This window comes from Leptolyngbya sp. AS-A5 (assembly GCF_039962495.1).
Lineage (GTDB): Bacteria > Cyanobacteriota > Cyanobacteriia > Leptolyngbyales > Leptolyngbyaceae > Leptolyngbya.
The window spans coordinates 14,974-27,055 of sequence record NZ_JAMPLL010000009.1 but is presented as its reverse complement, the minus strand read 5'-3'; the positions used below and the strand labels follow the sequence as shown (position 1 = coordinate 27,055).

At 48.6% G+C, this 12,082-nt stretch carries 13 protein-coding genes; 9 read left to right on the top strand and 4 right to left on the bottom strand.

Features of this window, described 5'->3' with window-relative positions:
* Window positions 1-10 precede the first annotated feature (10 nt).
* The 8 genes from NC980_RS12695 to NC980_RS12660 all read left to right on the top strand — a co-directional run bounded on the left by NC980_RS12695 (window position 11) and on the right by NC980_RS12660 (window position 6,943).
* Window positions 11-574 (top strand): ElyC/SanA/YdcF family protein, encoded by a 564-nt coding sequence (locus tag NC980_RS12695; protein ID WP_190376914.1) that lies wholly within the window; start codon window positions 11-13, stop codon window positions 572-574.
* 59 nt (window positions 575-633) lie between these two features.
* A complete protein-coding gene (locus NC980_RS12690) occupies window positions 634-1,638 on the top strand; it encodes an SGNH/GDSL hydrolase family protein (protein WP_190376913.1) in 1,005 nt (334 codons plus the stop codon).
* A gap of 36 nt (window positions 1,639-1,674) precedes the next feature.
* A complete protein-coding gene (locus NC980_RS12685) occupies window positions 1,675-2,520 on the top strand; it encodes a hypothetical protein (protein ID WP_190376912.1) in 846 nt (281 codons plus the stop codon).
* 58 nt (window positions 2,521-2,578) lie between these two features.
* A complete protein-coding gene (locus tag NC980_RS12680) occupies window positions 2,579-3,154 on the top strand; it encodes a WcaF family extracellular polysaccharide biosynthesis acetyltransferase (protein ID WP_190377047.1) in 576 nt (191 codons plus the stop codon).
* Window positions 3,151-3,906: a glycosyltransferase family 2 protein gene (locus NC980_RS12675; RefSeq protein WP_190376911.1), complete on the top strand. Its 756-nt coding sequence runs from the start codon at window positions 3,151-3,153 to the stop codon at window positions 3,904-3,906. Before NC980_RS12680 ends, NC980_RS12675 begins: the two co-directional genes overlap by 4 nt.
* On the top strand, window positions 3,903-4,847 hold the full coding sequence (locus NC980_RS12670) for an SDR family oxidoreductase (RefSeq protein ID WP_190376910.1): 945 nt from the start codon (window positions 3,903-3,905) through the stop codon (window positions 4,845-4,847). The genes NC980_RS12675 and NC980_RS12670 overlap by 4 nt, the downstream gene beginning before the upstream one ends.
* Window positions 4,848-4,914: 67 nt before the next feature.
* Window positions 4,915-5,955 carry a glycosyltransferase family 4 protein gene (locus tag NC980_RS12665; protein ID WP_190376909.1) on the top strand — a complete coding sequence of 347 codons (1,041 nt, stop codon included), beginning with the start codon at window positions 4,915-4,917 and terminating at the stop codon, window positions 5,953-5,955.
* Between the two features lie 286 nt (window positions 5,956-6,241).
* Complete coding sequence (locus NC980_RS12660; protein ID WP_190376908.1) at window positions 6,242-6,943, top strand: response regulator; 702 nt, start codon at window positions 6,242-6,244, stop codon at window positions 6,941-6,943.
* A gap of 302 nt (window positions 6,944-7,245) precedes the next feature.
* Here the strand turns inward: NC980_RS12660 and dnaN are convergent, their stop codons facing one another.
* Window positions 7,246-8,379, bottom strand: coding sequence for a DNA polymerase III subunit beta (gene dnaN, locus NC980_RS12655; protein WP_190376907.1), 1,134 nt, complete (start codon window positions 8,377-8,379; stop codon window positions 7,246-7,248).
* 1,052 nt (window positions 8,380-9,431) lie between these two features.
* On the opposite strand from dnaN, the gene NC980_RS12650 reads away from it, so the two are divergent.
* Window positions 9,432-9,803, top strand: coding sequence for a hypothetical protein (locus NC980_RS12650; RefSeq protein ID WP_348253931.1), 372 nt, complete (start codon window positions 9,432-9,434; stop codon window positions 9,801-9,803).
* Window positions 9,804-9,892: 89 nt separating this feature from the next.
* On the opposite strand, the gene NC980_RS12645 is transcribed toward NC980_RS12650, so the two are convergent.
* The 3 genes from NC980_RS12645 to NC980_RS12635 all read right to left on the bottom strand — a co-directional run bounded on the left by NC980_RS12645 (window position 9,893) and on the right by NC980_RS12635 (window position 12,074).
* Window positions 9,893-10,879, bottom strand: coding sequence for an S-layer homology domain-containing protein (locus tag NC980_RS12645; RefSeq protein ID WP_199298525.1), 987 nt, complete (start codon window positions 10,877-10,879; stop codon window positions 9,893-9,895).
* 109 nt (window positions 10,880-10,988) lie between these two features.
* Complete coding sequence (locus NC980_RS12640; protein WP_190376905.1) at window positions 10,989-11,669, bottom strand: Coq4 family protein; 681 nt, start codon at window positions 11,667-11,669, stop codon at window positions 10,989-10,991.
* A 63-nt stretch (window positions 11,670-11,732) separates the two neighbouring features.
* Complete coding sequence (locus NC980_RS12635) at window positions 11,733-12,074, bottom strand: urease subunit beta (RefSeq protein WP_190376904.1); 342 nt, start codon at window positions 12,072-12,074, stop codon at window positions 11,733-11,735.
* Between the last annotated feature and the right edge of the window lie 8 nt (window positions 12,075-12,082).

Sequence of the window (12,082 nt, the reverse complement as noted above, 5' to 3'; positions counted from 1 at the left end):
AGAGTCTACCGTGTTATTTCGTACTCGACTGCTTCAGTGCATCGCCGCTGCTGCCGTTTTGCTTGGCTCAGGATATATTCCGACCCGACTGACCATTGCGCGTCAGCAATCTCCCTCTCCAGAGATGATTCTCATTCTGGGAGGCAGTCCAGATCGAGAGGAATACACGACACGACTCGCCCAACGCTATCCTTGGCTCAAAATCTGGGTGTCGAGTGGTTCTCCGAATGCCGTTCGCATCTTTGAGAATGCGGGCATTCCCCGATCGCGCCTGTACTTTGACACCCGCGCTACCGATACCGTCACCAACTTTACAACCGTTGTTCCGGATCTCAAACGGCGGGGCATTCAGCATGTTTACATTGTCACCTCTGACTATCACATGCCAAGAGCAGAAGCGATCGCGACGGTTGTGTTCGGGAGCCAAGGCATTACTTTTACGCCGATTGAGGTTTCTGGTGAGCATCGCCAAGAATCAAAGATTCGAGTTTTGCGAGATGTGGGACGCTCAGTGGTGTGGTTAATCACCGGACGAACGGGGGCAAGTCTGCGTTATCGATCGTGGTTCAAATAAAGTTTTGCTGCAATCGCGCCTAGGTGCGACACCGCTAGCATTGTTCCTGCTGAACTAACATGAAAACAAAACCTCTGCTGCTGGGACTGCTTGGGCTTGGGCTGAGCATTGGTGTCCTGGAACTCGCACTGCGTCTGTTTCTCGGACTGGGCAACCCGCCACTATACCAAGCCGACAGCCAAACAGGCTACCGCCTCCAGCCGAATCAAAAGCTATTTCGATTTGGCAACTCGATGGAGGTCAATCAGTATTCTCAGCGCAACGGTGTAATCTCGCCAACCAAGCCACCGAACACGCGCCGGATTTTAATGCTCGGAGATTCAGTCCTGAATGGGGGTGCCCTGACCGATCAATCTCGCACCATTACAGAGCGGTTTCGCGCTCGACTGGGCAATTCAACAGAAGTGATTAATGCTTCTGCTGGTTCATGGGGCATCGAAAACCGCATCGGTTACTTGCGTCTATTTGGCAGCTTTCAGAGCGATGTGATTATCTTCCAAATCGGCACCAGCGACCTGATTCAGAGAACAAGCACAGGGGGAATGGTTGGAGTCGATTCCAGCTATCCGAATCAGCGTCCTTTGTCAGCGATCTCAGAAGGGATGTCCCGATATTGGATGCGTGTGCTCCGGAGATTGACAAGTCAAGCCACGATCGCGCCTGCTTATGCACAACAGGTACGCACCCCGCAAGATAAAGCGGAATGGTTTGCCCGTAACAGTCAAAGTTTTAACCAAGCAATCCGCGCTTTAAGGAGCAATCCCGAAACGACAAACGTTCCCATCATCGTGCTATACACCCCAAACCTGGAAGATGTTGCGTCGACTCCGCAAGCCCCCCTATACAAAGCAGAATTTCTTAACCTGCTGAAGCAGCTCCAAATTCCAGTAGTAGATGCACATCAAGCTTGGTCATCGCTACCAGAAAAGACAAAATCAAGCTACTTCAGCGATGTCATTCACCTCACCGAGTCTGGAAACCAGGCGATCGCAGATTTATTGTTCCAGCAGCTTTGTGTTCAATCCAAGTCCGATTGGTGCAAAGAACGAACAACAAAGCAATAGTTTCAGAGAAATTTTTCAAATCTAGGAGTTCCTTGAATGTCTCATATTTGGAATCGCAGGCAGTTTCTTACACTGCTGGGGGGAAGCATCTTGCTGCCCAGTGCTTGCCAGAGCGTCGAATCCCGCCCGGCTGGACAAGCCAAATCTTTCACGATTTTCGATGCGCTGCTTTACGCCCAGAAGCCGCAGATTGGCATGACTCCGATTCGAGTTGATGATCGAGGATTTTGGAAAAACAAGGATCGATCGCGCCCCGATCGCGATGCCTGTCAGCAAAACGCCCGCACTGCTGCAAAAGACTTTTCTCACTTTGTCATCGACATCGAACACTGGAAAATGAACATCAACCAGGCTGGGAAAGACACAGTTCAAGACAATATCAAGAAGTACGTCGAAATTATTCAGTGGATGCGAGAAGCAGCACCATCGCTTAAGCTTGGCGTTTATGCGGTTCCACCTGTGCGCGACTATTGGACACCGGTGCGAAATCAGCCCGCAGGTCTTACCTCCTGGAGAGCAGTCAACCAATTTCTTAAGCCCATCGCTGAAGCCGCGGATTTTATTGTGCCCTCACTCTATACCTTTTATGCTGACATTCCTGGGTGGGTGACTTATGCACGTGGAAATATTGAAGAAGCACAGCAATTTGGTAAGCCTGTCTATCCTTTTCTTTGGTGTCGATACCACACTAGCAACCGTCTTCGCGGGAATCAATTCATCGAAGGTGATTTTTGGCGAACGCAGCTAGAAACCGTGCGCGATCGTGGTGCAAATGGAGTCGTGCTGTGGGATTGGTTTGGTCATGACAGTCCCAGGACAAACATTTTGGATACACGACAAGGTTGGTGGCAAGAAACGGTCAAGTTTGAAGCCACTCTCTAATTCCTCTTGCCCTGAAGTCATTGTTCTGACGTTATTGCCTTAAAATCCTGTGAGCCTGATTCATCTCAATCAATACACACCCGGAGAATATACCCCAGGCGCATCGGTCTGGAAGCAGCTTTTATGGTTCTTTCTAGGCGATCCGATCGTCAAATCTCGACTGCTTCCGATCTCCAGCCTGAAAGTATGGATACTTCGATCGTTTGGAGCATCGATCGGGCAAGGAGTCCGCATCAAACCGAGAGTACAAGTAAAATTTCCGTGGCGCTTAACCATTGGAAATCACTGTTGGATTGGCGAGGATGCTTGGTTTGATAACCTTGCACCTATTGTTCTTGGCGATCATGTCTGTGTGTCGCAATCGGTTTATTTCTGCACTGGAAATCATGATTGGACTAAGCCAACCTTCGATCTCCGGATCGCGCCGATTTCGGTTGGATCAGGAAGTTGGTTAGCTGCACGATCGACGATCGCGCCCGGTGTCGAGATCGGAGAAGGTGCAGTGCTGAGTTTGGGGAGTGTTGCGGTGCGATCGCTTGCTCCCTGGACAATCTACGCGGGAAATCCAGCCGCTGCGATTAAGCCTCGCATCCTCAAAGACCAAAGCTTGTCTTCTACAGTGTTAAACGCATGAGAGTTTCTATTATTACGGTCACCTACAATGCAGGTGCGACGATTCGAGACACGATCGAATCGGTGCTGGCTCAAGATTATCCCAACATCGAACACATCATTGTGGACGGAGCATCCAGCGATAACACCGTTGAGATTGTGCAATCGTATGGCGATCTCGTTGCGAAGTTTATTTCTGAACCCGATCGCGGCATGTATGACGGCATGAACAAAGGAATCAAGCTGGCAACGGGCGATGTGGTTGCAATTTTGAATGCCGATGATTTTTATGTCGATTCGCGGGTGATTTCGACGATCGTCGAGCAGTTTGAGCAGCATCAGGTTGATTCTGTGTTCGGAGATTTAGTGTATGTCAAGCACGATAATCCAGATAAAGTCGTGCGCTACTATAGTTCTGCAAGCTTTCACCCGGGTAAGTTTGCGTATGGTTGGATGCCTGCTCATCCGACTTTTGTGGTGAAGCGATGGGCATTCGATCGCTATGGCTATTTCAAAACAGATTATAAAATTGCCGCAGACTATGAACTGCTGATTCGGTTCTTAGCGATTCACAAACTGTCTTATCATTACCTGCCTCAAGTGCTTGTGAAGATGCGAACCGGAGGAGCTAGTACCGCCAATCTCTCAAGCAACTGGATTCTGAACCGCGAGATTGTTCGAGGATGCCTTGAGAACGGTATTCAAACCAATATGACAAAGGTGCTCTCGAAATACTTTGTCAAAGTCTTCCAACTCGTCGCACGTCCAGCATGAACTTCTTGATTACTGGAGCGACAGGCTTTGTTGGCTCAGCCCTTTGTCAGCTTTTAGAATCCTCAGAACATACTCTCTATGGTGTGATTCGTAATCCTGATGCAATCTTACCGGCATCAGTAAAGCCAATTCTGGTGTCCTCGATCGCACAACTCAGCGATCATCCAATTTTGTCCAAGATTGATGTAGTGATTCATCTCGCTGCAAGAGTGCATCAGATGAAAGATACTGCAACTGATCCACTGACTGAGTTTCGGTTAGTTAACACTGAAGCAACAAAAAATCTAGCGATCGCGGCAGCAGCAGCAGGTGTAAAGCGATTTGTCTATCTCAGTTCGATCAAAGTCAACGGCGACGGACAAGCGGAACCCTACACCGAACAGAGCCAACCGCAGCCCAACGATCCCTATGGCATCAGCAAGTGGGAAGCAGAATGCGCCTTAAAGTCGATCTCCGCTGAAACGGGTTTAGAAGTAGTGATTCTCCGTCCGCCGCTTGTTTACGGTGCTGGAGTCCGAGCTAATTTTCTTAATTTAATCAAGCTTGTCGAGAAAGGCATTCCTTTGCCCTTGGGAGCCGTCCATAATCAGCGCAGCTTAGTCTATGTCGGAAACCTCGTTGATGCGATCTCCACCTGCGCTACGCACCCAAATGCGACGGGACAAACGTTTCTCATCAGTGATAACGCGGACGTTTCAACGGCTGAATTAATTCGAAATTTAAGTATATTTCTCAATCAACCTGTCCGGTTAGTGGCAATTCCTCCCGTAATACTAACCATGCTCGCCCAGATCTTCGGCAAAACGGCAACGGTCGATCGCCTACTTGGTTCACTGACGATCGACAGTTCAAAAATTCGCCAAACCCTCGATTGGCAGCCTCCCTTTAGCCTAGCTCAAGGTCTGGAACATACCGCGAGATGGTTCAAAAAGATTGATTGACTTGTCAAAGTAACAGTCGCCTTGGAGGTTGTGCCCTGACCAGTTAGAGCAAATAAGTGTTCTCCTGATGAATATATCTTTCAGTCTTTTGCTGGCGAGTGGCGGCTTGAGTTTTCTACTGGTTGCCTCAATCAAGCAGTATTTCAGTCGCTTTCTATTGGACATTCCCAACGATCGCAGTTCTCACACCCAACCGACTCCCCGTGGAGGTGGACTTGGCTTTGTCGTGGCATTTGCGATCACCAGCGCAGCAATTGCATATTTCAATTGGCAAACGGTCGGTCGTGATGTTCTCTCAATTTGGGCAGCTTTAATTCCGCTCGTGGTTGTTGGTCTTTTTGACGATCGCGGTGATGTTCCTGCTCGGATTCGGTATCTAGTTCAACTCAGTTCAGCAGGAATTGCGATCGCAGCTTTCAGCGCGTTTCCGCAACCCTGGCTAACTCAATTTGGCATGATTGGGATCGCGGTCGCAATCGTTCTAACGATGATCGGCATGACTGCGCTGATCAATTTCTACAACTTCATGGATGGACTCGATGGACTGGTGGCGAGCGTTTCTGCCGTGCAGTTGTCGTACTTAGCGATCGCGCTCAATCAACCCCTTTTGTTTCTACTCGTTGTAGCACTGCTGGGTTTTTTGTGGTGGAACTGGTCGCCTGCCAAGATTTTTATGGGCGATGTGGGCAGTACAACGCTGGGTGCAATGGTCGCGATCGCGCTGTTGCATCAGTCTGATGATCCCGTTCGTGCTTGGTCATCTTTAGCCATTACCTTGCCGCTCACCGCCGATGCTATTTACACGCTGATCCGCCGCTTGCTGCGTCACGAAAACATTTTTAAGCCGCACCGAACTCACTTGTATCAGCGTCTTCAGCAATCGGGCTGGAATCATGCTCAAGTTGCAACAGCTTATGTCTTGGTGACGATCGCCATTGCTCTGAATCTGTACTTCTTGCACGAAGTTGGAGCGATGCTTAGCGGAGTCGAAGTGATTTGCGCGATCGCGCTCCTAGAGCGTTATCTCAGCCATCAGCAAGGCGTAAGAATGCGAACAGTTATCTATTCTTCGGTACGCAATCTAATTACTGGACTCCGAGCCAGTTAATGCTAGATCTCTAACTGCTCGCTACAGATCCGGGTAAAGACGCGAACACCTTCGGCGCAGCGAAGCTCCTAATTGCGTCTTTATGAAGGGAGACTGCTGTGTTGCAGAACTTCTGGGAATTCGCATAAAGTCTTGCTCAAATACGGAGAAACCTCTGCAACTCTGCAAGATTTCTCCGTGTTTACCGAATTGCTTTAATGAAAAACTCAAAATATCTACTGATATCGATCGAATCTCTCTGTAGAAGTAAGCAGCTTATATTTACTGCAACTTACCGGGGTAGTTGATGAATCGCGTTTTGGTAATCGAAGACGATCCAGAAATTTTAGAAAATATTGAAGAAATTTTAGAGCTGCAAAGCTACCAAACTTTAGCGACGAGTAGCAGTCTTACGGGATTACAGCTTGCAAAAGAAATGCTTCCCAGCCTAGTGATTTGCGATGTGATCATGCCCGGAATTGATGGCTATGCCGTTTTGAGTGAACTCCGTCAGCAAACCGAGACGGCAACGATTCCGTTTATTTTTCTCACAGGTCGCGCCGATCGCGCTGATATCCGTCTTGGTATGGAGTTAGGGGCAGACGATTACCTTACTAAACCTTTCACTCAAGCGGAATTAATTGGCGCAGTGCAAAGTTGCCTCACCAAATACGATCGCTTATCGCGCCAATATAAAAGCCTAGCTCAACAAACACAAACCCTTGAGAGACAGCTACAAACCCTGCAAGAACTCGCAGATTTAAACCGGCTATTGTTGCAGCAACTCTGCCAGGGATTGCGGCATCCCGTCTCAAACTTGACGATCGCAACTTATCTGCTGAAGCAAGATATCCCGAAAAAAGACTTCGATCGCTACCTTGCGATTCTTGAAGAAGAATGTACCCGCAGTACAGCTTTGCTCAGTGAAGTTGCCAGCTTACAGGAATATCTTCACCCCTCTAAGCTTAATTTGCTCCGCAGCAAGCTCAACATCCGCCTATCGCCCTGACTTTTCTAAATGGAACGTGAGTCGAGTGAAATGCTTCGGCGCGCTCTGCAACTCGACGCTGAATCATTGTCGAGTGCCTAGCGATCGTCTACATTTGGTCGCACTCTTTAACCGTTACCGAACTTCATCACAGATTCGGGCGTTGCTGAATGCCAGGATGAATCGCCCTCACCCTCACCCTCTCCCCAGGGAGAAGAGAGCTAGAACGAGAGGGTGAGGGTGAGGGTAAATCCAGATTCATGCTTCAATTCAGCAACGCCGAAAAGTTATGCTTCCATCGATAATCTTGGAAATGGGTGAGATTACGATCGCACTTGGACAGGCATCACCAAATAAGTCATCTTCAGATTTCCGAGCGGCGAGAGAACCACAGGACTGGTTGAAGTGTTCAACTGCATTTGGATTTCTGACGTGTTGATTGCTTTCAAGCCATCGAGCAAGTATCGCACATTGAACGCAATCTCCATGCCATCACCAGAGATTTGTGCAGGAACTGCTTCTCGTCCACTTCCCACATCTTGAGCATCAACCACCAGCGTAAGTTGCTGATTCGTCGGATCAAGCTGAACTTTGACGATGTTGTTTTTCTGATCTGCAAGCACCGAGATGCGCTCTAATGCACTCAGGAAAGATCGACGATCGACTGTCATCTGATGCGTAAACTGGCGCGGCACAAGCTGGCGATAGTTGGGATACTGCCCTTCTAACAATCGGCTGGTCAGACGCTGACCCGTCCACTCAAAGATGACCTGTCCTTGATCAAACTGCACATTGATCGCGTTACCGCTCTGGCGATCGAGCATTTTCATCAATTCCTGCAACGCCTTGGCTGGAACCGTGACATCGAACTGAGAATCTGCTTCTGGAGCATCCTCTTCGACTGTTGTGACCACCGCGAGTCGATGCCCATCGGTTGCAGCAAACTCCAATCCATCAGGCTGCATACTGACGTGAACTCCGGTGAGTACCTGTTTCGTTTCATCGGCACTCGCTGCAAACAGCGATCCTCGTAACCCATCCACCAAACGATCGGCAACTAACTGGGTTTGCTCTCCTTCCTCAATTCTGGGAAGTTCGGGAAACTCTTCAGCGCCCATGCCGCGCACCTGATAGCGTCCAGAGGCAGAGGTGATTGTTGTGACGTGATTGGATTCGATATCGCTTTCGATCGTAATGTCGCCTTCGGGAAGTCGCGATATGATGTCTCCCAGAAGTTTTGCCGGGAGTGTCAGAACGCCGCTCGTTTCGACGTTCGCCGGAAAGCTGGTTTGAATCCCTAAGCTGAGGTCGAAGGCGCTAAGAATGATGCGCTGAGCTGCAGCATCGGCTCTCAGCAGAACGTTCGCCAGGATTGGATGGGTGGGGCGCGAAGAAACCGCCCGACTAACCAGCGACAAGTGTGAATTGAGGTGAGTTTGAGCGCAGACCAGTTTCATAGGAGTTGCCGGAGTGTGGAACAGATGGGGGGTTGTGGAAAAGTAAAGCGTACTCTATATAGGTGTAGCTCTAAAATTTGAGGTGCTATATCTAGCGTTTTAATCGATGTTTGAGCATAGTAACACCCTTCGTCGGATCGATCCACTCCCTCTTTAACCTAAGCGCGAAGCTAGAAAGAAACAGTGACTATAAGTACTATTGTACGACCTGTGGAAATTGTGGAAAACGCAGCAAATCTCGATTCTTTCGGGGGAGTTGCGATCGCAGCCTGTGGAAAACTCTGAATCAACCGATCTCGGCTTCAAAGATTTTCGCAACTTGAGGGTATTTTTCCCACAGGTTTTCCACAGAAACCTAGAAGTTTTCCACAGAGGGGGTTTGATAGATAGGAAAAAACTATGATTCGGCAGAGTAAAGATAACGTATGCTTTCGTTAGAGACTTACGTTAGCTTGAGCTCGATACAAGTCTTGGCTGCGTTTGGATCTGCGGGTAGCCCCCTAAATCCCCACGAGTGGGGGACTTTGAAGGTTAGAAGGCTCCTTAAATTTGGGAAATTGCGATTCTCTAAGTCCCCCAGAATGGCGATTTAGGGGGGCAGATCCGCTCAAATCGAAGCGAAAAAACTCATCGAACTGACGTTAACTTATTCTTCTGCTTCTGTGTGCCAGGTTCCGAATCCCAGCAAAAGAGTTTCAGCTTACGGTAATGATCAGCGCGATCGTCCTATCCCCTAATGCTGTTGCCGTATCTGTGCTGCTTGTCGTCGTGAATATTGCGACGTTATTCGTAAAAGCCGCAATAGATACCGTGAACATTCAAACGTTTGCCATCAACGTTTAAGCATTCACCATAAACGGCGGAATTATTTCAGTGAACTTACTCACTCTGACAATATCGCTGCGGAAACTCCTGAGAAATGATCGCAAATCTTCTTGCAAACAACATAAGTTTTTGTGCGATTTACTCAACCAATTTCCTACAGCTAAAAGACAAATTAGCAGTGTAAACCAATTACAGGAAGCATCTCAACCATGTCACGCGCACAACGCATGTCCCGTATTCTCGAAAAAGGACAACTCAGACTCTTGCGGCTCAAAGCGATCGATCCCTACCTGACCCTTGGTACCGATCGTAGTGTTCCAGCCCTCGAAGCGCAAATCGAGAAATTGAACGCAAAATTAAACGAATACAACACCACGATCGCCGCCCTTGATACCGCAAAACAAGAGATTGATCAGATGGAGCGTGAAATGGGTGACTTGCTCGATCAACTGCTGCAAGGAGTTGCGGTCAAATACGGCAATGATAGTCGTGAGTATGAAATGGCAGGCGGGACTCGCAAAAGCGATCGTGTCCGCAAAAGTGCCGTAAGCCGGACAAAGAACAGTGCAAGAAGGTTCACCCTTGCGGCAAAAAACTAACTCTCATTCAACGCTCGATCGTGCCAGAAAGCATTACAAAACAATGCCTTTTGGCACGATCACAGCAGCAAATTTTATAAGACAACCATTTAGCGAGGCTGATTAGCCTTTTCCGCCCGCACCACATACTTAGATGCCGGAACATTCTGCGATATGGGTTGAGCGTATCCTTTATTCACCATTGCTTGATAAACGATTGCGGCAACTTCCCCACGGGTCGCAGGGCGTAGCGGATTCAACTGTCGCGCATTCGGATGATTGACTACAATGTTCGATCGAGTTGCTTCTGCAACAGGGCCAACCGCATATTTCGGAATGCGATTCGCATCTGTGTAGTATTGATTCAACGACAGGGAAGGCTGCTTTCGGGGAGTGCTAGCTTTTGCCGCAGAGGCAGCAGTTGATTGTGTGGGTGATTGTGCTGGAAGCGCAGCCGCGACGCGATTCGCAGCCGGAGTCACGAATGGCTGAAGTAGCATCATGCTTGCCATAGGAAATGGAAACATTAAACCGCGATTAGCTCGACGTTGCGAAGCGGCTTGATTGTTGACAGGTTGAGTATTTGTGTTTTGAGCGATCGCAGCTTGATTCGTTGCAGGTACTTTTGAATTTAGGTTTAGGTTCTGTGCGAGCGATACTAATGCTTCCACTTTCGTCACAGGCTGATTGGGACGAAAATTGCCGCCCGGATAACCACGCATAAATCCAGCTTCGTAAGCTTCTTTAATTGCAGGAGCCGCCCAATAACCTTTGGGAACATCGCGGTAGTCGCTCCCACTTCCGATTTGTCGTTCTTGGGGTTGGTTGAATGCCGTTCTTAAAATTGCAGCAAATTCATCGCGATCGACGGGTTGATCAGGGCGAAATGTTCCATCTGGATAGCCTTTGATCACATTGCGACTTGCTAAGGCTTCGATGAACGGCTTTGCCCAATAGTTTTGCGTGTCGCGAAAGTTAGTATTCTGAGCGGTACTAGGTGCAAAGATTGAAGATAAAAGGGCAGCGGAAGTTGCGGTAATGCCAATCCCAACGATCGCGCCATTTCGCATCCAACGATTGCTCCTTAAGTCAGACATACTTTTTCTCCTAAACGGCAGTTAATCCCTGTCAGCGCTTATGCTAGTCGCTTTTGTGGATTATTTCCTCTGCCGTATGATAGAGAGTACGAACGGAATTGCTGCTTTATCAGGGACTATACACAGGCACCGGTTCAATCCCAAGCTCCGATCGCCATTCTGTTAGTGGTTTTTCCCAGTGTTCTTCCCATCTTTGCGCTAGAAGGGGTTTGGCTTTTGCGCCCATCCGATAGCCCGCAGCAATGCGATCGAGCAATCCCCCTAATTGCTCAGGCTGGTTCAGCATTGTATTCAGAAATGCACCTGCAACGAGTACCCCTGCAAGCGGACGACGAGTTTGAGCAATCTCAAACGCTTTCAGTCCAATTTCACCAGCAACGTCCACACTCATGCCTGTAACGACGTGCCAGATATCATGCGTTTGGCGCGATCGTAACAGTAGGTAAGTTGCATCATCAACGACTTCGATCTTACGATAGAACCCCGGATCAAAGCCTGAAACGGAGATGTATTGAGCAAACGCATATCCCAACGAGTCTGGGGGATAAGTCATTAATTGTTCGATATCCGGAGCAGGAACGGAATAGCGGTCGCGCACCAACGCCGCAATTCCTGGATCGTTCACCATATACTTGACTGCTGCTGCCATTGTTTGCGGATGCGATCGCAAGAGTGCGTCCTCGACATCGTAAACGGAGTCAGTTTCATTTGAACTTCTTAATAAATTTAGAACTGATCTCAGCGTATTCAAATAATTCATATTAAGGCGACGCAAGTCTTTGAAGTGCATAACTTTGAGATCGAGTTAAATGTCATGCCCACCATAATCGATCAGCCTTTTCGGTGTAATCGATTATTTAGATTTCTTCTTACCTTTTTTCGACTTCCCATCCAGTGCGCCTTCGATTTTGGCGTTGAATCCGTACACTTGACGCGATCCAGCCAGCGCAACAAGCGTAACTTCTCGATCGTCTCCAGGTTCAAATCGAACGGCGGTACCTGCGGGAATATCGAGCCGCATTCCACGGGCGCGATCGCGATCAAATTCCAATGCCGCATTCACTTCAAAGAAATGAAAGTGTGATCCAACCTGAATCGGGCGATCACCTCGGTTTGCCACAGTCAGTGTTACGGTTTCTCGTCCTGCATTCAGTTCGATTTCACCGTCTTCGACGAACATTTCACCTGGAATCATGGCGCTAT

Bases quoted from the DNA above. Each gene is read 5' to 3' on its own strand.
- NC980_RS12645 (WP_199298525.1), bottom strand. From the start codon at position 10,879: ATGTCTGACTTAAGGAGCAATCGTTGGATGCGAAATGGCGCGATCGTT.
- NC980_RS12635 (WP_190376904.1), bottom strand. From the start codon at position 12,074: ATGATTCCAGGTGAAATGTTCGTCGAAGACGGTGAAATCGAACTGAAT.
- NC980_RS12640 (WP_190376905.1), bottom strand. From the start codon at position 11,669: ATGCACTTCAAAGACTTGCGTCGCCTTAATATGAATTATTTGAATACG.
- NC980_RS12660 (WP_190376908.1), top strand. From the start codon at position 6,242: ATGAATCGCGTTTTGGTAATCGAAGACGATCCAGAAATTTTAGAAAAT.
- NC980_RS12685 (WP_190376912.1), top strand. From the start codon at position 1,675: ATGTCTCATATTTGGAATCGCAGGCAGTTTCTTACACTGCTGGGGGGA.
- dnaN (WP_190376907.1), bottom strand. From the start codon at position 8,379: ATGAAACTGGTCTGCGCTCAAACTCACCTCAATTCACACTTGTCGCTG.
- NC980_RS12670 (WP_190376910.1), top strand. From the start codon at position 3,903: ATGAACTTCTTGATTACTGGAGCGACAGGCTTTGTTGGCTCAGCCCTT.
- NC980_RS12650 (WP_348253931.1), top strand. From the start codon at position 9,432: ATGTCCCGTATTCTCGAAAAAGGACAACTCAGACTCTTGCGGCTCAAA.
- NC980_RS12675 (WP_190376911.1), top strand. From the start codon at position 3,151: ATGAGAGTTTCTATTATTACGGTCACCTACAATGCAGGTGCGACGATT.
- NC980_RS12665 (WP_190376909.1), top strand. From the start codon at position 4,915: ATGAATATATCTTTCAGTCTTTTGCTGGCGAGTGGCGGCTTGAGTTTT.
- NC980_RS12690 (WP_190376913.1), top strand. From the start codon at position 634: ATGAAAACAAAACCTCTGCTGCTGGGACTGCTTGGGCTTGGGCTGAGC.